A 20,111-nucleotide genomic window follows, 5' to 3' on the forward strand; every position below is an offset into this window, starting at 1 on the left:
CCGTGCCAACGATCAAGGCAGACTACTGCGGCGCGGCAGGCGGTGCAGCAGGATGGATCGAGTCGGCTGCCAACTCCCCTTGCCCTCGGTGGCGGTTGTGGCCGGACCGCGCGGGCGGAGTGAGCGGATTCATAGCGGTGCCGCCGCGCGGCGCCCGCCGGGGGCCCCGCCGGTGGTCCGGCACCGGTTTCCGGCCCGCGCCGGCGGCCGGTGCGGGTGACCGACGGCACCTCACGCGAGGGGGTGGTCCACGGGCCCGCCGTTGACCCGGGTGCGGGCGCCCGCACCGGCGCCGGTCCGCGGCTGGCCGGATTGTCACTGGTGACCGGCTCGTATGTGCAGTAGGCGGAGACGGCCGTCGCCCGATCCTCCGGTAGGACGATCCGACATGGCGACAGATTGCCCACCTTTCAGCGAAAATCTCGCGAAGGTCCCACTGTGTTCGAGAAGTTGGGGAAAGATTCCGATTCGGTCCGCGGACGCGTGTCGTGGAGTCGCCGCAGCCCCCGACGAGAGAGTGGAAGAGTCTACGCATGCAGGTCTGGCCGGGACAGACGTATCCGCTGGGTGCCACCTATGACGGGGCGGGCACCAATTTCGCGGTGTTCTCCGAAGCCGCGAGACGTATCGAGCTGAGTCTGCTGCACGACGACGGTTCGGAGACCGCCGTCGAGCTGCGCGAGACCGACGCCTTCGTACGGCACGCGTATCTGCCGGGGGTGATGCCGGGGCAGCGCTACGGCTTCCGGGTGCACGGGCCGTACGAGCCGGAGCGCGGGCAGCGCTGCAATTCCGCGAAGCTGCTGCTGGACCCCTACGCGCGGGCGATGAGCGGCCGGATCGACTGGGACGAGGCGGTCTACGGCTACCACTTCGGCCGTCCGGAGGCGCGCAACGACCTGGACTCGGCGCCGCACACCATGGCCTCGGTCGTGGTCAATCCGTACTTCGACTGGGGAGACGACCGCCCGCCGCGCACCGCGTACCACGAGACGGTGCTCTACGAGGCCCATGTGAAGGGCCTGACGATGTGCCATCCCGAGCTGCCGGAGGAGCTGCGCGGCACCTACGCGGCGCTGGCGCACCCCGCGATCCTCGACCATCTGACGAAGCTGGGGGTCACGGCCCTGGAGCTGATGCCGGTGCACCAGTTCGTCCAGGACCACCGGCTGGTGGACGCGGGGCTGACGAACTACTGGGGCTACAACACCATCGGCTTCTTCGCCCCGCACAACGCCTACGCGTCCTGGGGCGACCGCGGGCAGCAGGTGCTGGAGTTCAAGACGGCGGTGCGGGCGCTGCACCGGGCCGGTATCGAGGTGATTCTCGATGTGGTCTACAACCACACCGCCGAGGGCAGCCATCTGGGTCCCACGCTGTCCTTCCGGGGCCTGGACAACGCCTCGTACTACCGGCTCTCGGACGACCGGCGGTACTACACGGACACCACCGGCACCGGGAACTCCCTGCTGATGCGGAGCCCGCAGGTGCTGCAACTGGTGATGGACTCGCTGCGCTACTGGGTGCAGGAGATGCGGGTGGACGGCTTCCGGTTCGATCTGGCGGCGACGCTGGCCCGCCAGTTCCACGAGGTGGACCGGCTGTCGTCGTTCTTCGATCTGGTGCACCAGGACCCGGTCGTCAGCCAGGTGAAGCTGATCGCCGAGCCGTGGGACCTCGGGGAGGGCGGCTATCAGGTGGGGAACTTCCCGCCGCTGTGGACCGAGTGGAACGGGAAGTACCGGGACACCGTGCGGGACCTGTGGCGGGGCGAACCGCGCACCCTGGCGGAGTTCGGGTCGCGGCTGACCGGTTCCTCGGACCTCTACCAGGCCGACGGGCGGCGGCCGATCGCCTCGGTGAACTTCGTGACCTGCCACGACGGCTTCACGCTGCACGATCTGGTCGCGTACAACGAGAAGCACAACGAGGCCAACGGCGAGGACAACCGGGACGGCGAACGCTTCAACCGGTCGTGGAACTGCGGGACGGAGGGGCCGACCGACGATCCGTCGGTGCGGCGGCTGCGGGCCCGGCAGATGCGGAACTTCATCGCCACGCTGCTGCTGTCGCAGGGCGTGCCGATGCTCAGCCACGGCGACGAGTTCGGGCGCAGCCAGCGCGGCAACAACAACGCGTACTGCCAGGACAACGAGGTGTCCTGGGTGCGCTGGCCGGACCGGGCCACCGGGACGGCCGGTACCGATGAGGGCGAGGGAACCGACGGGACCGAAGATGCCGACGGGACCGGGGAGGCCGGTGCGGCGGTGGCGGCGGACGAGGAGCAGGAGCTGCTGGAGTTCGTCCGGCAACTGGTGTGGCTGCGCCGCGACCATCCGGTCTTCCGGCGCCGGCGGTTCTTCCAGGGACACCCGGCGGAGGGCGCCTGCGACGAGCTGTCGGACATCGCCTGGTTCACCGCCGGCGGTGCGGAGATGGGGCCGCGCGACTGGCAGTCCGTGCACGCCAAATCGCTGACGGTCTTCCTCAACGGCAGTTCGATCTCCGAGCCGGGGCCGCGCGGCGAACCGATCAGCGACGACTCCTTCCTGCTGATGTTCAACGCGCACGAACAGGAGGAGGAGTTCACGGTTCCGGCGCGGCACGGCCGGCAGTGGCAGGTCGTGGTGGACACCGACCGGCCGCGGGCGGCGGCGCGCGGCGGCGGTGCCAAGGTCAAGGCCGGCGACCGGCTGACGCTCTGCGGACGGAGCCTGCTGGTGCTCCAGCGGCCCTCCCCGCGGCCCGCGTAGTGGCCACGGCCAGGACCCGCCGCGCGCACCGCCGCGGCGGCCCGGAGGAAACACCAACTCGAATGAAGCAACCAGCCGCCAGCGGGGTACGGGTGTTCCCATGACGCAGCCATCGAGTCCGTCACCGACCGCCACCTACCGGCTGCAACTCCAGCCGGACTTCCCGTTCTCCGCCGCCGCGGGAACCGTCCCGCACCTCGCCGCGCTGGGCGTCTCGCATCTGCACCTCTCCCCCGTGCTGGAGGCGGTACCCCGCTCCCCGCACGGCTACGACGTGGTGGACCACGCGGCGGTACGGGCCGAGCTGGGCGGCGAACGGGGACTGCGGGCCCTGGCCGCGACGGCCAAGGCGCACGGGCTGGGTCTGATCGTCGACATCGTGCCGAACCACATGGCCGTACCGGCGCCCATGTCGCTCAACGGGCCGCTGTGGGACGTGCTGCAGAACGGTCCGGCGTCCCCGTACGCCCGGTGGTTCGACATCGACTGGGACGCCGGGCACGGCGGCCGGCTGCTGCTGCCGGTGCTCGGCGGGCGGCTCGGCGACGAGACGCGGCACTTCCGCGTCGAGGACGGTGTGCTGCGCTACCACGAGCACGCCTTCCCGCTGCGGCCCGGCACGGAACGGCTGCCGCTGCCCCGGCTGCTGAACGCCCAGTGGTACCGCCTCGCCTGGTGGCGGCTGGCCCGCAGCGAGCTCAACTACCGCCGCTTCTTCACCGTTTCGGAGCTCATCGGCCTGCGCGTCGAGGACCCCGCGGTGTTCGAGGCGACGCACGGCACGGTGCTGCGGCTGGTCCGGGAGGGCGTCATCGACGGGCTGCGCGTCGACCACCCGGACGGCCTGGTGGACCCGGGCGGCTATCTGACCCGGCTGCGCGCGGCCACCGGCAACCGCTGGACGGTCGTGGAGAAGATCCTGACCGGTGACGAGCGGCTGCCGGCCGGCTGGGCCTGCGCGGGCACCACCGGCTACGACGCACTGCGCCACATCGACGGGCTCTTCGTCTGCCCGCAGGGCGCCGGCCGGCTCTTCTCCCACTACCGCGACTTCGTCACCCCGCTGGCCGACGAGGGCGGCGACTGGGAGGAGACGGTGCGCCGGGCCGCGTACGAGGTCGTCACGGACCAGCTGGCCGCGGAGGTGGAGCGGCTGGTGCGGACCGCGGCCCGGATCAGCGAACGCGTTCCGCACCCCGGCGACCACGCCCCCTGGGCGCTGCGCCACGCGATCCGTGAACTCCTGGTGCGGCTGCCCGTCTACCGCCCGTACGCGGCGGAGCCGGACGCGGACCGGGCCGAGCAGGACGCGGCGATGCTCGGCGAGGCCGCGGTGCGGGCGCGGACCGCGTTCCGGGTGGCCGAGGAGGCGCACGCGGTGGATCTGGTCCGGGACCTGGCGCTCGGTCTGTTCGGGGACGGGCCGGACTGCGCCGAGTTCGCCGCGCGGTTCGCGCAGACCGCCTCCGCGCTGCACGCCAAGTCCGTGGAGGACACCGCCTTCTACCGCTATCCGGTGCTGCTGCCGGCCTGCGAGGTCGGCGGCGATCCCGGGGAGCCCGCGCTCGGCCCGGAGGCGTTCCACGCGTTCTGCGCCCGGACGCAGCGGGACTGGCCGACGACCGGGACGGTGCTCACCACGCACGACACCAAGCGCAGCGCCGATGTGCGGGCCCGGCTCGCGGTGCTGTCGGAGTGCCCGGACCGGTGGCGGGACGTGCTGGGCCAGGTGGCGGGCGGCGGCGTGAGCGCGGCGGACGGTGCGGTCCCGGTGGACGCGATGGTGTCCTGGCTGGCCTGGCAGACCGCGTTCGGGCTGGGCCCGGCGGACGGCGGCCCGCCCGGGTCCGCCCGCGGCGCGGCGGCCACGGAGCGGGTGGCGGCCGCCGTCCTGAAGTCCGTACGGGAGGCCGGGCTGCGCACCTCCTGGACCGAGCGGAACGCGGCATACGAGGACGCCGTGGTGGAGTTCGTCCGCGGCGGCCCGTGCGGTCCGGCGGCCGGGCCGCTCACCGCGCTGGACGACGAACTCGCCCCGTTCATCCGCGCCAATGTGCTGGGCGCGACGCTGCTGCACCTCACCATGCCGGGGGTGCCGGACGTCTACCAGGGCAGCGAACGGGAGTACACCGCGCTCGTCGACCCGGACAACCGGCGGCCCGCGCGGCTGCGGCCCGAACTCCTCGCGGAGCTGGACGGCGGGGCCGCGCCGCACGATCTGTCCGGCGAGAAGCTGCGCCTGACCGCCGCGGCGCTGCGGCTGCGCCGGATGCACCCGCAGTGGTTCGGCGCCGGCGCGTCCTACGCACCGCTGCACGCGGAGGGCCCGGCGGCCGAGCACTGCGTGGCCTTCTGCCGCAGCGGCCGGGCGGTGGCGGTGGCGACCCGGCTGTCGCTGCGCCTGGTGGAGACCGGCGGCTGGTGGGACACATCGCTGCGGCTGCCGCCCGGCGGCCCGTGGCGCGATCTGCTGACCGGCCGCGAGGTGGCGGGCGGCGCGGTGGTGGGGGTGCGCGAGCTGCTGGAGCTGTCACCGGTGGCGCTGTTCGTGGCGGAGTGAGCGCCGCTCGGCCGACGGGCAGCCGACGGGCAGCGGACTCCGGCCGTCACCCGCCGCGCGCGGCGGCCCGGTGAACGTTGCCGCCGTCCCGGCCGGTTCGACGCGGCGGAAGACGGCGATGCCGCCGGGGCCGTTCGACGGGGACGGCGGCGCGGTCGGGGCCGGTGCGTTCATGGCCGCCATCAGGGCTACGCGGACGCTGGCGTCTCCCGTCACCTCCGGTGGACCACGCGTCCGTGCCGCGGGTGACACCGGGAGGCGGCCGCCCGGCGGTACACGGGGAACGGCGCGGCGGTAAATCGGTTGCGTTCCCGTGTCCGCCTGGCACCATGCCCGTGTACGTACCACCGTGACCTCAGGAGCACCGCATGCGCCGAAACCTCCGAATTACTCAGCGCCCCTTCCGGACGACAGTATTCGAGGTCTCGACCGCCCATGCAGCCCCGTCACACCACCCCGCGCGCCGCCGATCACCGCGCTGACACCTCCGCCCGGCCGCACACCCCCGGCACGGGCACGCACCACGACACCCGCGACGCCGGCGGCCCCCGCCGCGTCCGGCACACCCTGAACATCGGGATCCTCGCCCACGTCGACGCGGGCAAGACCAGCCTCACCGAGCGGCTGCTCTTCGACACCGGCGCCATCGACCGCCTCGGCAGCGTCGACGGCGGCGACACCCGTACGGACACCGGTGAGCTGGAGCGGCAGCGCGGCATCACCATCCGCTCGGCCGTCGCCTCCTTCACCGTCGGCGACATCCAGGTCAATCTCATCGACACCCCCGGGCACTCCGATTTCATCGCCGAGGTAGAACGCGCCCTGGGCGTGCTCGACGGCGCCGTGCTGCTGCTGTCCGCGGTGGAGGGCGTGCAGGCCAGGACGCGGGTGCTGATGAAGACGTTGCGGCGGCTGCGGCTGCCGACACTGCTCTTCGTCAACAAGATCGACCGGATGGGTGCCCGGAGCGACGCGCTGCTGGCGGACATCCGCCGCACCCTCGCCCCGGTCGCCGTCCCGATGACGGACGTTGTGGACCTCGGCACGCCGCGGGCGCGGGTGACGGTCCGCGCGCTGGACGATCCGGCGGTCCGCGACCGGCTCGCCGAGACGCTCGCGGAGGCGGACGAGACGGTCCTGGCCTGCCTGGTCGACGGACCGCCGCCGACCGCGGAGCTGCTGCGCACCGCGCTGGCCGCCCGGACCGCCGACGCCACCGTGTACCCGGTGTACTTCGGCTCGGCCCTCGGCGGGCAGGGCGTCGGCGCGCTCATCGAGGGCATGGTCCGGCTGATCCCGCCCGCCACGGTGGGCACCGGCAGCGCACCGTACGGCACGGTGTTCGCCGTCCAGCAGCCGCCGAACGGTGAGCGCACGGCCCATGTCCGGCTGTTCCAGGGGCAGTTGCTGGCCCGGCAGCAGATCGCGCTGCACCGCCGTACGGCGGACGGCGCGCACACCTCGCTGACCGGCCGGATCACCTCGCTCGACGTCATCGGCCGGGAGCCGGGCGCCGACGGGCCGCTCACCGCGGGCAATATCGCGGTGCTGCGCGGGGTGCCCGGTATCCGTACCGGCGACCGCCTGGGGCCGGTGGGGGACGGCGCGCCCACGGACGCGGCCGCCCACGGGCCCGCCGGGGCCGCCCTGTTCCCCGCCCCCACCCTGGAGGCCCTCGTCCGCGCCCGGCACCCCGCGCGCGCCGCCGCCCTGCGCACGGCGCTGCTGGCGCTGGCCGACCAGGACCCGCTGCTGCACGTCCGCCCCGCACCCGACGGCGCGACCTCGGTGCTGCTGCACGGCGAGGTCCAGAAGCAGATCATCGCCGCCACCCTCGCCGACGAGTACGGCGTCGAGGCCGACTTCGCGCCCAGCCGGGTGGTGTGCGTGGAGCGCCCGGCCGGGGTCGGCGAGGCGTGCCACGAGATCGCCCGGAGGAACCACACCGGGCCGTGGGCGACGGTCGGCCTGCGCGTCGAGCCGGGGCCGCGCGACTCTGGGCCGGTCTTCGCCTACGAGACCGAACTGGGCGCGCTCCCGCACGGCTTCCACCAGGCCGTCGAGGAGACCGTTCTGGCGACGCTGCGGGACGGGCCGCACGGCCGGGCGGTGACCGACTGCCGCGTCGTGCTGACCCGTTCCGGTTTCGTCGGGCCGGTCAGCACGGCCGGGCACTTCCGTACGGTGACCGCCGAGGTGCTGCTGCGGGCGCTGCACCGGGCCGGGACCCGGGTCCACGAGCCGTATCACGCCTTCGAGGCCGAGCTGCCGCTCGACGCGCTCGCCCCGGTCACCGCCCGGCTCGCCGCACTGGGCGCGGAGCTCGGCGAGGCGTCCGGCGGGCGGCACTCCTGGCTGCTCAGTGGCGCGCTCGCCGCCCGCCATGTCCCGGAGATCGAGGGGCTGTTGCCCGGACTGACGCACGGTGAGGGGGTGTGGACGTCCCACCCTTCGGGCGATCGCCCGCTGCGAGGGAGGGGCGCGGAGGACCCGGCGGCGCGCTGAACATCCGGTCCCTCCGGATGGCCAAGTCGACTGATTTATAGGTGAGTTGGCCGTACGGCATCGACGGGTTCCGAGCCGCGCGGGAAGGTGCCTGGCGCGCAACGCCCCGTGCCAGGCCGGTGTCGGACGGCCACTCCGCCCGCGCGGGGTCTCCGGCGACCTCATGCCGGTGAGCCTCCGGGCCGCGCGAGCCGGTGTCCACCACTGCCGGGCCGGGGGCAGGAGGCGCGACGGGCGCGCCCGAGGTCCCGCGGCGCGGTCTCGCCGGAACCACCCGGCAGGCCGGTCCCGGGCCGACGCCGGCCGCCGCGTCGGGCTGTCCGGCGGCGCGGCGGCGTGCTTTCTTCGTGGGACGGGTACCAGGGGCCACGGGCCGGGCGGCGGACCCGGTGCCGGGAGCGGACCGAGGACGAAGGAGGACAGCCGTGCTGTTCGAGGTGTGGGCGCCGGACGCCCGACGGGTCGGACTCCAGTGGGCGGGCGGCCGGTCGGGCGAACCGGTGGTCCCGATGGAGCGGGATACCGCCCGCGCGGGCTGGTGGCGCGCCGAGGCGCCGGCCCACGACGGCGACCGCTACGCGTTCCGGCTCGACGGCGGCCCGCCGCTGCCCGATCCGCGCGCCGCCCGACTGCCGGACGGGCCCGGCGGTCCGGGCGCGGTCGTCGACCACGGCCGGTTCGCCTGGCGGCACCCGTGGCCCGGCCGCCCGCTGCCCGGTGCGGTCCTCTATGAACTGCACATCGGTACGTTCACCTCCGAGGGCACCTTCGACGCCGCCGCCGCGCGGCTGGCGCACCTCGCCGCGCTGGGGATCACCCATGTCTCCCTGATGCCGGTCTGCCCGTTCCCCGGCACCCACGGCTGGGGATACGACGGCGTCGCACCGTGGGCGGTGCACGAGCCGTACGGCGGGCCGGACGGGCTGAAACGGTTCGTGGACGCCGCGCACGGCCACGGTCTGGGGGTCGTGCTCGACGTGGTGCACAACCACCTCGGCCCGTCCGGCAACTGCCTCCCGGCGTTCGGGCCGTACTTCACCGACACGCACCGCACGCCGTGGGGCGCGGCCGTCAACCTGGACGCCCCCGGCTCGGACGAGGTGCGCGGCTATCTCGTCGGCAGCGCGCTCGGCTGGCTGCGCCACTACCGGCTCGACGGGCTGCGGCTGGACGCCGTCCACGCGCTGCACGACGGCCGGGCGCGGCACTTCCTGGCGGAGCTGTCCGCGGCCGTGGACGAGCTCGCCGGGCAGCTGGGGCGCCCGCTCTTCCTGATCGGCGAGTCCGACCGCAACGACCCGCGCACCACCGCGCCCCGCGCACGCGGCGGGCACGGTCTGCACGCCCAGTGGAACGACGACGTCCACCACGCCCTGCACACCGCGCTCACCGGCGAATCCCACGGCTATTACGCCGATTTCGCCCGCGCCCCGCTGGCCGCCGTCGCCAAGACACTGACCGGGGGCTTCTTCCACGACGGTACGTACTCCAGTTTCCGCGGCCGCACCCACGGCGACCGGCTCGACCTGCGGACCACGCCCGCGCACCGGTTGCTGGCCTACACCCAGACCCATGACCAGATCGGCAACCGGGCGCGCGGCGACCGGCTCGCCGCCGGGCTCTCCCCCGGGCTGCTGGCCTGCGCCGCCGCGCTGGTGCTGGGCTCGCCGTTCACCCCGATGCTGTTCATGGGCGAGGAGTGGGGGGCGCGGACGCCGTGGCAGTACTTCACCGACCACCCGGATCCCGAGCTGGCCGAGGCGGTACGGGCCGGCCGGCGCCGCGAGTTCGCCGCCCAGGAGCGCGCGGCGCGGGGCACGCCCGGCGCCGGCGCGGCCGGTGACGACACGCCGGTTGACCCGTCGGACGGCTGGCCCGATCCACAGGACCCGGCCACCCGAAACCGCTCCGTACTGGACTGGGCCGAACCGGCCGCCGAACCGCATACCGCGCTGCTGGCCTGGCACCGGACCCTGCTGGCGCTGCGCCACACGACCCCCGCGCTGACCGATCCCGACCCGTCCGCCACCCGGGTCACCTACGACGAGGGGGCCCGCTGGCTGCTGCTGCGGCGCGGTCCGGTCCGGGTGGCGGTCAACCTGGCGCCGCGGGCCACCGCCGCCGTCCCGGTCGGCGCCACGGGCCTGCGCCCACTGGCGGCCTGGCCCGCACCATGTCTCCCCGACGGCGACGGGGTGCTGCGGCTGCCCCCGGAGTCGGCGGTCGTGCTCGGCCCCTGACGAGAGGGGAAGGGGGACGGAAACGGGCGTGCGCGTCCCCCGAATCGATCGCCTGATCGTCCATCGGACCGGCAGGTGATGGACACTGTGTCCATGCCGCTGCGTATCTCCGACCTGCTCGTCCGGCCCGACCTCGGCCTGTCGGTCACCTACGACGTACCGCCCGCCCTGCTGGCCCGCCGGGTCGAGGCGGCGACCGTCTCGGATCTGCCCGCCCCGGGGAAGTGGCTGCAAGGCGGTGAACTCCTGATGACCATCGGCCTGTTGCTGCCGGCGGACGCGGCCGCGTGCCGGGCGTACGTACGGGACGTGGCCGCGGGCGGGGCGACGTGTCTGGCACTCGGGCTCGGCCAAGGGCTGCCCTACCAGGAAGCGCCCGAGCCGCTGGTGACGGCCGCCCGCGAGGTGGGGCTGCCGCTGCTGACGGTGCCGGACGAGGTGCCGTTCATCGCCGTCACCAAGGCGGTCTTCGACGCGCGGGCGAACGAGCAGCGCGAGGTGCTGCACCGGGCGTTCGCGACCCAGCGGCGGCTGACGGCCGCGGCGACCGGTGACGGGCTGCGGCCGATGCTGGCGGAGTGGACGGCCGCCACCGGGGTCGGCGCGACGGTCCTCGACCCGCTGGGCCGGCTGCTCGCGGCGGGCGACCGGGAGGCTCCCGCGCCGCCCCCGGAGGCCCGCGACCTGATCGAGCGGGTGGCCGCGCGCGGGCTGCACGGCAGCGCGGCCGGCACCGCCGCGGGCCGCCGGCTGGAGGTGCAGCCGCTCGGCGCCCGCCGGCTGCGCGGTCTGCTGCTGCTCACCGGCCGCCCGGACGCCGCGGCCCGTTCGGTCGTCCCCGGCCTGGTCTCGCTGCTCTCGCTGGAGCTGGAGCGGCGGCATCTGCGCGACGAACCGGAGCGCCGCCGCCGCTCGGCGCTGCTCTCGGAGCTGCTGGCGGACGACCAGCCGTCGGCGGAGCGGGCCCGCGACCTGCTCGCCTCGGCCGGGCTGAGCGCCGAACGGGTGCGGGCCGTCGTGGTGGAGACGGCGTGCGGACCGGGCGGCGCCGCGTGGGCCGGGGCCGGGGAGGGCGCCGCGCAGGAGATGGCCGCCGATCTGGCGCTGGCAATGCCCGGCGGTCTGGTGCGGGTGACGGACGCCGGGCTCGTCGAAGCGGTGGTCGGGGAGGACCTGGACATCCGCGAGGTGCTCGGCCGGTTCGCCGTGCGCTGCCCGGCCGGTATCGGCCCGGCCACCGGTCCCGAGACGGTCCGGGTGTCGCTGCGCCAGGCGGCCGGACTGCTCGCCGTCAGCCGGGCCGGCGGCCGGCCGGCCGAGGTCCGGCAGAGCGAGGCCAGCCGGCTCCTGCTCGACCTGGGCGACCGGCACACCCTGCACGGCTACGCCGACACCGTGCTCGGCCCGCTCGATCTCGCCGACAACGGTGAGGAGTTGGTGGCCACCCTGGCGGCCTGGCTGGAGAGCGGCGGGGCCTGGGACGCCACCAGCCGGCGGCTCGGCGTGCACCGCCACACCGTGCGCAACCGCCTCGACAAGGCCATGGACCTCACCGGCCGCCGCCTCGACGACCCCGACGACCGCTTCGACCTCTGGCTCGCCACCCGCATCCGGGGCGGCGGCGCCCCCGCCCCGGGCGCCCCCGGCACGCCCGCACCGGACGCCCCCGGCACCCCTGGTACGGGCGGCACCTCCGGTCACCCGATCGTGCCGCCGCACGGGACACCGCGCGCCCGGTGAGAACCGGCGGCCGGGCGCCGGCCCGGGTCTCCCCGCTCCCCTCACCCGGGTCCTCCGCCACGGCCCCGCTCCCCTCCCGCCCTTCACTCTCGCCCCGGCAGCGTCTTTACTTTCGAGCGTGACCTACGAGATCCGCGTACCACCCGCCGCCGCCCGCTCCGCCCCGCCCGCCACCGGGTCCGCCGCGCCACCGCGCCCGCCGCAGAGCCCGCCGCCCGCCGGGGCGCCGCGGCACGGCAAGCTGGTGGCCGTCAGCGATCTGCACGTCCGGTACGAGGAGAACCGCGAGATCGTCGAGCGGCTGCGGCCGGAGTCCGACGACGACTGGCTGCTGATCGCCGGGGACCTCGGCGAGTACGTCGCCGATATCCGCTGGGCCCTGACCCTGCTCAGCGAGCGCTTCGCCACCGTGGTGTGGGTGCCGGGCAACCACGAGCTGTGGACGCCGAACGGCGATCCGGTGCAGCTGCGCGGCGTCGCCCGGTACGAGCATCTGGTGGCGATCTGCCGGGAGTTGGGGGTGCTCACGCCCGAGGACCCCTACCCGGTGTGGGAGGGCGCGGGCGGCCCGGCCGTCATCGCGCCCCTCTTCCTGCTCTACGACTACACGTTCCGGCTGCCTGGCGTGTACTCCAAGGAGGCGGCGCTCGCCGCCGCCGAGGAGGCCGGGGTGGTGTGCACCGACGAGTTCTTCCTGCACCCGGACCCGTATCCGACGCGGGAGGCGTGGTGCCGCGCCCGGGTGGCCGCCACCGAGGCCAGACTCGCCGCCGTACCGGAGGAGTTGCCCACCGTGCTCGTCAACCACTTCCCGCTGGTGCGCGAACCCACCAGGCCGCTGTGGCACCCGGAGTTCGCGCTGTGGTGCGGGACGACGGCGACCGCCGACTGGCCGCGCCGGTTCCGGGCCGCCACCGTCGTCTACGGCCATCTGCACACCCCCCGGCTGCTGATGTGCGACGGCGTGCCCCATCAGGAGGTGTCACTGGGCTACCCCAGGGAGTGGCGGCGCCGCTCCGGCACACCGGGCCGGCCGGTCCAGATCCTCCCCGCCACGGACACCCTCGGAACGACCGGGAGCCCCGCATGATCGACCGACTGCTGCCCGCGCCGATCGCGACCGCCGAGGCGTTCCACGACGACCCGCTGTCGGCGATGTTCCCCGAGGAACGGGAGCTGGTGGCCCGTGCGGTCCCCCAGCGGCAGAAGGAGTTCGGCACCGTACGCGGCTGCGCGCGCGACGCCCTGGCCCAGCTCGGCATCGCCCCCGCGCCGATCCTGCCCGGCCCCGGCCGGGCGCCCCGCTGGCCGACCGGGGTCGTCGGCGCGATGACGCACTGCAACGGCTACCGCGCCGCCGCGGTGGCCCGGTCCACGCAGATGGTGACGATCGGGCTGGACGCGGAGCCCAACGAGCCGGTGGCCGATCCCGGCGTGGTGGACCTCGTCACCCGGCCCGAGGAGCGCGCGCAGTTCCCCCGCCTGGCCGCCGCGCACCCCGAAGTCTGCTGGGACCGGCTGGTGTTCAGCGCCAAGGAGAGCGTCTACAAGGCGTGGTACCCGCTGACCGGCCGCTGGCTGGACTTCGAGGAGGCAAGCCTCACCCTCGACCCGGCGACCGCCACCTTCACCGCCCGCCTCCTCGTACCGGGCCCGGTCGTGGCGGGCACCCAACTCACCGAGTTCACCGGCCGCTGGCTGATCGACAAGGGGCTGGTGGTGACGGCGATAGCGGTACCTGTGGAGTGAGACGGGCTGCGGAGCGCGGCCGGACGGGTGGTCCGCCCGCGCCCCGCGACCCCGGCCGGGCACCTGCTACCGGGGCGGCCGCCGGGTCGGTGGCGGGTCGGTGCCGGTGGCCAGAGCGCCGGTGGTCGGCCGTGAACTGAACGCTCATCAGGCCACGGCACCCGCATCCGACCCGACCAAGGGGCTGGAGAGAGCGGACCGCCGTGATCACTCGCCGTCTGCGCGGTGCGTGACCGCCGCGACCGCCGCAGCGTCCTTTCAGGCCGCATCGTCGGCGCCCTCGATGCACCGTTCCATGCCTTTGAGGATGAGGGTCAGTCCGGCTTCGAACGCCGACTCGTGATCGATGACCGGAACGTCGGCCGGCAGACCTTCGCCGTTCCCGGGAGCGGCATCCGCCTGCTCTTCAAGCACACAGCCGACCGTGTACCGGCCGACGGCCAGCATCGCCATCTGCGCGTCGTTCTCGGGGACGCCGGAGGTGACAAGAAAGGCCATCTTGTGACGGATGCGGTCGAGATCGCCGGTCGGGGTGCTGCCGGCGTGGAGGCGTGCGCCGTCGCGGCGGAGCAGCAATGTGCGCCGCAGGCTGCGCGAGTTCTCAAGGAACCACTCGCGCCAGTCGTCCTCGGGTGACGGGAGCGGCGCGCCGGCGTGGGGGGCCATGGCCGCGTGCGCCATGGCAGCAAGAAGGTCCTTCTTGGTGCGGAAGTGATAGTAGAGCGACGGCTGCTCGACGCCGAGGCGCTTGGCCAGCCGCCTGGTGCTGACGGCTTCCAAGCCCACCTCGTCGAGCAGATCCAGCGCCTCGGTGACGACGGTCTCACGGTTCATCTTGGTCACATTGACAATCTATCGGTGATAGAAGACTCTGGAAAAAATAAAAATCAATCACCGATAGATTATGGGGTGGTCGTCATGACGGACGAGATCACGAAGCGCTCGCTACGGATTCTCGTCGCCGGTGGCGGCGTCGCCGGGCAGGCGCTGGCCTTCTGGCTCACCCGCGGCGGTCACCAGGTGACAGTCGTCGAGCGCTTCCCGGCGCTGCGCGCCTCCGGAGCCCAGGTCGACCTGCGCGGGCAGGGCATCGAGGCGGTCGAACGCATGGGGCTGCTGGACACCGTGCGCAGTCAGTTGGTGGACGAGGCGGGCGTCGCGTTCGTCGATTCCCGCGGGAAGCCGAAGGCGACGATCATGGCGAACACCTCCGGCACGGGCCGCCAGAGCCTCACCTCGGAGTACGAGATCATGCGCGGCGACCTGGTCCGCATCCTCCACGACGCGACCAAGGACGACGCCGAGTACATCTTCGGCAAGAGCGTCGACGGCTTCGACCAGGACGAGCACCACGTCACCGCCCACTTCTCGGACGGGACCTCCGGCGAGTACGACCTGCTGATCGGCGCCGACGGACAGGGCTCACGCACCCGCCGGGCGCTGCTGCCGGAGGGCTTCGATCCGTACTGGCGCGTCGGCATTCACATGGCCTACTGGTTTGTCCCGCGCATCGCCTCCGACAGCAACATCCGCGACACCTACATGGTCCCGGGCGGCCGCCAGATCATGCGGCGCAGCCACAACGCGACCGAGACCCAGGCATACTTCGTGATGCGCGAGGAGTCGGCGGAAGCCTCCGCGAGCCACCGCGCACCCGTCGAGCAGCAGCAGGAGTTCTGGGCCGGCCGCTTCCGCGACGCGGGCTGGCAGACCGACCGCTTCATCGCAGGCATGAAGACGAGCCCGTTCTTCTACTCCCAGGAGATCGTCCAGGTACGCACCGACACCTGGTCCAAGGGCCGTGTGGTCCTGGCCGGTGACGCCGCGCACTGCGCCTCCCCCTACAGCGGCATGGGGATCTCCGGCGGCCTGGTCGGCGCCTATGTCCTGGCCGGTGAGATCAACCGGCACGCCAACGACCTGCCGACCGCCCTGGCGAACTACGACAGCGTGCTGCGGCCCTTCGTCGACAAGATCCAGGCCGAGGTGAACCCCCGCCTGCTGCGCGTCGGCATGCCCATGAGCAAGCACGCGATCAGCGCCTTTCAGACCGCCACGGCGCTGGCCTGTCGCCTGCGCATCCCCGAACTCACCGCGCGCTTCGCGAAGGAAGACCGCGGCGGAGACTGGCAGTTCCCGGCGTACAGCGTCCCCGCCGCCACTTAGGCCACCCAGACACCCAGACATCCAGACACCCAGAACACACTCGGAACTCGACAGGGAAAACGACCGGTTCCTGCTCTCCTGCGTCGTGCTGCCCTGGGCCGTCGAGCCAGTCCGACGCCGCCCTGGTGCCCGTCGGTTGACGGCCCGGCTTCAGTCGGCGGCCGACTCCTCGTCGTCGTCCAGCTCGGCCGCGTCCGGGTCGCGCAGCGTCAGCAAGACCGGCAGCAGCCCCGGGTGAGATCCGCGACCCGTTGGCGTCCTCCGCCCGGTCGCCGTACCCGTCCCGAGGGCTCCTCACGGGGCTCCAGCTCGAACACGCCCTTGCAGACCGTCGTCTCACTCACTGGGGCGGCCTGCGCGGCGGCCCGGACGCCGCCACGCCCCAAGGACCGGGCACGAGCGGCCGCCATAACGGCGGGCCGCCCGCGACCAGGGTTTCGCCCCGCAGGATTCACTTGCGCGGAAAGAGGCTCTCCTCATTCACTTACGCGGAATGCGGCTCTGCTCGCCGAGCAGCCCGCTCAGCCCTCGCCCGGGATCAGCCGCAGCGAGATCGAGTTGATGCAGTACCGCTGATCCGTAGGAGTCGGATACCCCTCGCCCTCGAACACATGCCCAAGGTGCGAACCGCACCGGGCGCACCGCACCTCGGTGCGGGCCATGCCGTGCGAGCGGTCCTCCAGGAGTTCCACGGCGGCGGAGTCCTTCGGGTCGTAGAAGGACGGCCAGCCGCAGTGGCTCTCGAACTTGGTGTCGGAGCGGAACAGCTCGGCGCCGCAGGCCCGGCAGGAGTACACGCCTTCGGCCTTGGTGTCGGTGTATTCGCCGACGTAGGCGGGCTCCGTGCCGGACTGGCGCAGTACCTGGTACTCCGCCGGGGTCAGCTCGGTGCGCCACTGCTCGTCCGGCTTGTCGATCTCGTACGACATCTGCGGTCTCCTCAGCTCTCCAGGCGCGAGAGGATCGCGGGACCGAGGTCGGTCACATCGCCCGCGCCCATCGTGAGAACAAGGTCGCCGGGCTTCGCCATTCCGGCGATGGCGTCGGGGACGGCGCTCCGGTCGGGCGCGGCGGTGACATCGGCGCCCGCCTCGCGCGCCGCGTCGATGATCAGGGTGCTGGTGACGCCCGGGATCGGGTCCTCGCGGGCGGGGTAGATGTCCAGCACCACGGAGGCGTCGGCGAGGGCGAGCGACTGGCCCATCTCCGTGCCGAGCTCCTGGGTGCGGGAGAAGAGGTGCGGCTGGAAGACGACCAGGACGCGGGCGTTCTCCCCGGCCGCGCCGCGAATGGCTTCCAGGTCGGCGGTCATCTCGGTGGGGTGGTGCGCGTAGGAGTCGATGACCTGCACTCCGGCCGCCTCGCCGAGGAGCTGGAGGCGGCGCTTGACACCGGTGTAGGTGCCGAGCGCGGAGGCGAGGTTGTGCGGCGGCAGGCCGAGGGCGACGCCCGCGGCGAGGGCGGCGACGGCGTTGTGGGCGTAGTGCCGGCCGGGGACGGAGACGGTGAAGGTGAGGATCTTGCCGCTGCCGAGGACGACGGTGACGTCGCTGGTCAGGCCGCGCGGGTTGACCTTGAGGATGCGGACGTCGGCGTCCTCGGACTCGCCGTAGGTGACGACCTCGATGTCGTGCCGCCCGGAGATCCTGGCGGTCAGCTCGCGGGCGCCGGGGTGGTCGGCGGCGATGACGAGGGTGCCGCCGGGCCGGATGCGGCCGACGAAGGTCTCGAAGGACGCGTAGATCTCGTCCATCGAGGCGTAGTTGGCGTGGTGGTCCAGCTCGACGTTGAGGACGATGGCGACCTCGGGCGCGTACTTGTGGAAGCTGCGGTCGCTCTCGTCGGCCTCGGCGACGAAGATCTCGCCGGCGCCGTGCTCGGCGTTGGAGCCCGGGGCGTCCAGGTCGCCGCCGATGGCGTACGAGGGCTGGAGGCCGAGCGCGCCGAGGGAGACGGCGAGCATCGAGGTCGTGGTCGTCTTGCCGTGGGTGCCCGCCACCGCGATGGGGCGCAGGCCGTCCATCAGGGAGGCGAGCGCGTCGGAGCGGTGCACGACGGGGACGCCGCGGGCGTGGGCGGCGGCCAGCTCCGGGTTGTCGGCGCGGATCGCGGAGGAGACGACGACGCCGGTGGCGTCCTCGGCGAGGTGGGACGCGGCGTGGCCGAGGTGGACGGTGACGCCGAGGGCGCGCAGGGCCTGGGCGGTCGCGGAGTCCTTGGCGTCGCTGCCCGCCACCCGGGCGCCGCGCTGCGCGAGGATCTTCGCGATGCCCGACATGCCGGCGCCGCCGATACCGATGAAGTGCGGCCGGTCCATCGAGGCTGGGATGGCGGGTGCCATGGGCGGTTCTCCCTGATCGTCGCGAGCGGTGGTGCTGCCGACGATTCTCGCACCCGCCGCGGTCAGCGGCGGATCAGCCCTTGTGCGGTGGCGGCGGCCACCGCGGACGTGCGGGAATCGACCCCCAGCTTGGCGTAGATGTGCACGAGGTGGGATTTGACGGTGGCCTGGCTGAGGAAGAGCCGTTTGCTGATCCGCGCGTTGGACAGGCCGTCGGCGACGAGCTGCAGGACCTCGGTCTCGCGGCGGGAGAGCGCGGTCGCGGGCGTGCGCATCCGGTCCATCAGGCGCAGCGCGATGGTGGGCGCGAGCGCGGACTTCCCGGCGGCGGCGGTGCGCACGGCCGCGGCCAGTTCCTCCGGCGGGGCGTCCTTGAGGAGGTAGCCGGTGGCGCCCGCCTCGATGGCGGCGAGGATGTCGGCGTCGGTGTCGTACGTGGTCAGGACCAGTACCCGGGGGGCGCCGTCGCGGGCGGTGATGGCGGCGGTGGCCTGCGAGCCGAGCATCCGGCCGCCGAACTGGAGGTCCATCAGGACCACGTCCACATCGAGCCGCGCGGCGAGCTCGACGGCCTGTTCCGCGGTGGGGACGTCGGTGACGATCTCGAAGTCCGGTTCGGTCTCCAGGACGGCGCGCAGCCCGGCGCGGACGACGGGATGGTCATCGGCGAGCAGCAGCCGGATGGGGGTGTCGGTCACGTGGCGGACCCCTTGGCGGTGTCGGTGCGGGTACCGGGGGCGGGGGTGCCCGGCAAGGGCCCGGACGGCGCGGCGGCGCGGTCGGCGGCCGTGTCCGGTGTCCCGGCGGCGTCCGGCGCGGGGGCGGCCGGGCAGGGCAGGGTGACGGCGACGGCGGTGCCTTCGCCGGGGGCGGATTCCACGACGAGGGTGCCGTGCAGTGCGCGGGCGCGGGCGCGCATCGCGGCCAGTCCGAAGCCGGTGCCGGTGACCGCGGCGGAGCCGGGCGCGGGGACGTGCGCGGGGACGAAGCCGGCGCCGTCGTCCACGATGTCGAGGGCGACCTCGGTGTCCATGTAGCTGAGGGTCAGCTCGACGCGGTCCGCGGCGGCGTGCTGGACGGTGTTGGCGAGCGCGGACTGGGCGATCCGCAGCAGGGCGACCTCCTGCGGGGTGGGCAGGGCGGTGGGGACGCCGGAGACCTGGCAGTGCACGGCGAGGCCGGCGGTGCGGGCGGTGGTGGCGCCCAGCCGCTCCAGGGCGGCGGGCAGCGAGCCGGTCTCCAGGTCGGGCGGGCTGAGCGCGCGGACGAAGCGCCGGGCCTCGGCGAGGTTGTCGACGGCCGCCCGGCGGGCCTGGCGGACATGGCCGAGGGCGCTCTCGGGCCGCTGCGGGATCGCCCGCTCGGCGGCCCGCAGCAGGAGCTGGATGCTGGACAGGCCCTGCGCGAGGGTGTCGTGGATCTCGCGGGCCAGCCGTTCGCGTTCGGCGAGCACCCCGGCGGCGTGTTCCGCGGCGGCCAGTTCGCTGCGGGCGGCGGTCAGCTCCTCGATGAGGCGGCGGCGCTGTTCGCTCTCGCGGTAGAGCGCCTGGTAGCCGAGGACGACGGCGACCGCGACGGCGGCGCCCAGCCCGGGGCCGATGACGGTACCGATGCTGAGGGTGTGGGTGTGCCACCCGAAGCCGGCGACGGCGGTCGCGGTGGTGGCCGCGACGGCGGGCAGCGCCCAGCGCAGCGGCAGCAGGTGCAGCTGGACGAAGAAGAGCGGGAACGCCAGCCAGACGCCGTCCTGGGTGAGGGCCAGCAGCACCATCCACAGGAGCGCCACGACCGACAGCCAGAGGGCCGCGGCGGGGGTGGAGGTGCGCAGCCGGGGCAGTGCGGGGCCGGTGACGTAGACGGCGAAGAGGAGGACCGCGGCGGCGATCACGCCCGGTGCGTACGGGGCGTCGCCGGCGACCGCCCGGACGGAGGCGAGTGCGAGGAGTGCGGCCACCATCAGGTGCAGGCAGGTACGCAGCACACGTATGACGGGGGTGAGGGAGTGATCGGTCACGGCTTCTCCAGGCTAAGGGCCGCCCGGGGCCGCGGCATCCATC

General features: G+C 73.8%; 14 protein-coding genes and 1 pseudogene. 8 read left to right on the plus strand and 7 right to left on the minus strand.

The features are described from left to right. Positions 1-533: 533 nt before the first annotated feature. Entirely contained in the window at positions 534-2,753 is a 2,220-nt protein-coding gene (glgX, locus tag IH09_RS14555) for a glycogen debranching protein GlgX (protein ID WP_052856653.1), read from the plus strand. A 100-nt stretch (positions 2,754-2,853) separates the two neighbouring features. Continuing rightward, on the plus strand, positions 2,854-5,313 hold the full coding sequence (gene treY, locus IH09_RS14560; RefSeq protein ID WP_052856654.1) for a malto-oligosyltrehalose synthase: 2,460 nt from the start codon (positions 2,854-2,856) through the stop codon (positions 5,311-5,313). Here treY and IH09_RS14565 read toward each other — a convergent pair. After that, the gene (locus IH09_RS14565) at positions 5,284-5,487 is read right to left on the minus strand and encodes a hypothetical protein (protein ID WP_190233290.1); all 204 of its coding nucleotides are present in this window, start codon (positions 5,485-5,487) and stop codon (positions 5,284-5,286) included. The two genes, treY and IH09_RS14565, sit on opposite strands and share 30 nt — an antisense overlap. A gap of 261 nt (positions 5,488-5,748) precedes the next feature. Here IH09_RS14565 and otr(A) point away from each other — a divergent pair, with 261 nt between their 5' ends. The 5 genes from otr(A) (at position 5,749) to IH09_RS14590 (ending at position 13,547) form a co-directional block, all read left to right on the plus strand. Then, a complete protein-coding gene (gene otr(A), locus IH09_RS14570) occupies positions 5,749-7,818 on the plus strand; it encodes a tetracycline resistance ribosomal protection protein Otr(A) (RefSeq protein WP_110952292.1) in 2,070 nt (689 codons plus the stop codon). A gap of 425 nt (positions 7,819-8,243) precedes the next feature. Next, a complete protein-coding gene (gene treZ, locus IH09_RS14575; RefSeq protein ID WP_052856656.1) occupies positions 8,244-10,058 on the plus strand; it encodes a malto-oligosyltrehalose trehalohydrolase in 1,815 nt (604 codons plus the stop codon). A 93-nt stretch (positions 10,059-10,151) separates the two neighbouring features. Continuing rightward, positions 10,152-11,798, plus strand: a complete 1,647-nt coding sequence (locus tag IH09_RS14580; RefSeq protein WP_110952293.1) for a PucR family transcriptional regulator — start codon at positions 10,152-10,154, stop codon at positions 11,796-11,798. A 118-nt stretch (positions 11,799-11,916) separates the two neighbouring features. Then, positions 11,917-12,888 (plus strand): metallophosphoesterase family protein, encoded by a 972-nt coding sequence (locus IH09_RS14585; RefSeq protein WP_052856657.1) that lies wholly within the window; start codon positions 11,917-11,919, stop codon positions 12,886-12,888. Beyond that, entirely contained in the window at positions 12,885-13,547 is a 663-nt protein-coding gene (locus tag IH09_RS14590; RefSeq protein ID WP_052856658.1) for a 4'-phosphopantetheinyl transferase family protein, read from the plus strand. Before IH09_RS14585 ends, IH09_RS14590 begins: the two co-directional genes overlap by 4 nt. Positions 13,548-13,805: 258 nt before the next feature. On the opposite strand, the gene IH09_RS14595 is transcribed toward IH09_RS14590, so the two are convergent. Next, a complete protein-coding gene (locus IH09_RS14595) occupies positions 13,806-14,381 on the minus strand; it encodes a TetR/AcrR family transcriptional regulator C-terminal domain-containing protein (RefSeq protein ID WP_052856659.1) in 576 nt (191 codons plus the stop codon). Positions 14,382-14,465: 84 nt separating this feature from the next. Here IH09_RS14595 and IH09_RS14600 point away from each other — a divergent pair, with 84 nt between their 5' ends. After that, positions 14,466-15,713, plus strand: coding sequence for an FAD-dependent monooxygenase (locus IH09_RS14600; protein WP_052856796.1), 1,248 nt, complete (start codon positions 14,466-14,468; stop codon positions 15,711-15,713). A gap of 192 nt (positions 15,714-15,905) precedes the next feature. Here IH09_RS14600 and IH09_RS39885 read toward each other — a convergent pair. The 5 genes and pseudogenes from IH09_RS39885 to IH09_RS14620 form a co-directional block, all read right to left on the minus strand. Continuing rightward, a pseudogene (locus IH09_RS39885) lies at positions 15,906-16,117 on the minus strand (ISAzo13 family transposase); the annotation flags it as partial. Between the two features lie 117 nt (positions 16,118-16,234). After that, complete coding sequence (msrB, locus tag IH09_RS14605; protein ID WP_052856660.1) at positions 16,235-16,642, minus strand: peptide-methionine (R)-S-oxide reductase MsrB; 408 nt, start codon at positions 16,640-16,642, stop codon at positions 16,235-16,237. Positions 16,643-16,653: 11 nt separating this feature from the next. Beyond that, positions 16,654-18,054, minus strand: coding sequence for a UDP-N-acetylmuramate--L-alanine ligase (gene murC, locus IH09_RS14610; RefSeq protein WP_052856661.1), 1,401 nt, complete (start codon positions 18,052-18,054; stop codon positions 16,654-16,656). Between the two features lie 62 nt (positions 18,055-18,116). Beyond that, positions 18,117-18,752 carry a response regulator gene (locus tag IH09_RS14615; protein WP_052856662.1) on the minus strand — a complete coding sequence of 212 codons (636 nt, stop codon included), beginning with the start codon at positions 18,750-18,752 and terminating at the stop codon, positions 18,117-18,119. Then, a complete protein-coding gene (locus IH09_RS14620) occupies positions 18,749-20,011 on the minus strand; it encodes a sensor histidine kinase (RefSeq protein WP_205379775.1) in 1,263 nt (420 codons plus the stop codon). Before IH09_RS14620 ends, IH09_RS14615 begins: the two co-directional genes overlap by 4 nt. Positions 20,012-20,111 lie beyond the last annotated feature (100 nt).

It is taken from the genome of Streptomyces celluloflavus, from assembly GCA_000720995.1.
Lineage (GTDB): Bacteria > Actinomycetota > Actinomycetes > Streptomycetales > Streptomycetaceae > Streptomyces > Streptomyces celluloflavus.

Coding starts and splice junctions, on each gene's coding strand:
- glgX (WP_052856653.1), top strand. CDS start 534: ATGCAGGTCTGGCCGGGACAGACGTATCCGCTGGGTGCCACCTATGAC.
- treY (WP_052856654.1), top strand. CDS start 2,854: ATGACGCAGCCATCGAGTCCGTCACCGACCGCCACCTACCGGCTGCAA.
- IH09_RS14565 (WP_190233290.1), bottom strand. CDS start 5,487: ATGAACGCACCGGCCCCGACCGCGCCGCCGTCCCCGTCGAACGGCCCC.
- IH09_RS14580 (WP_110952293.1), top strand. CDS start 10,152: ATGCCGCTGCGTATCTCCGACCTGCTCGTCCGGCCCGACCTCGGCCTG.
- IH09_RS14590 (WP_052856658.1), top strand. CDS start 12,885: ATGATCGACCGACTGCTGCCCGCGCCGATCGCGACCGCCGAGGCGTTC.
- IH09_RS14595 (WP_052856659.1), bottom strand. CDS start 14,381: ATGAACCGTGAGACCGTCGTCACCGAGGCGCTGGATCTGCTCGACGAG.
- IH09_RS14600 (WP_052856796.1), top strand. CDS start 14,466: ATGACGGACGAGATCACGAAGCGCTCGCTACGGATTCTCGTCGCCGGT.
- msrB (WP_052856660.1), bottom strand. CDS start 16,642: ATGTCGTACGAGATCGACAAGCCGGACGAGCAGTGGCGCACCGAGCTG.
- murC (WP_052856661.1), bottom strand. CDS start 18,054: ATGGCACCCGCCATCCCAGCCTCGATGGACCGGCCGCACTTCATCGGT.
- IH09_RS14620 (WP_205379775.1), bottom strand. CDS start 20,011: ATGGTGGCCGCACTCCTCGCACTCGCCTCCGTCCGGGCGGTCGCCGGC.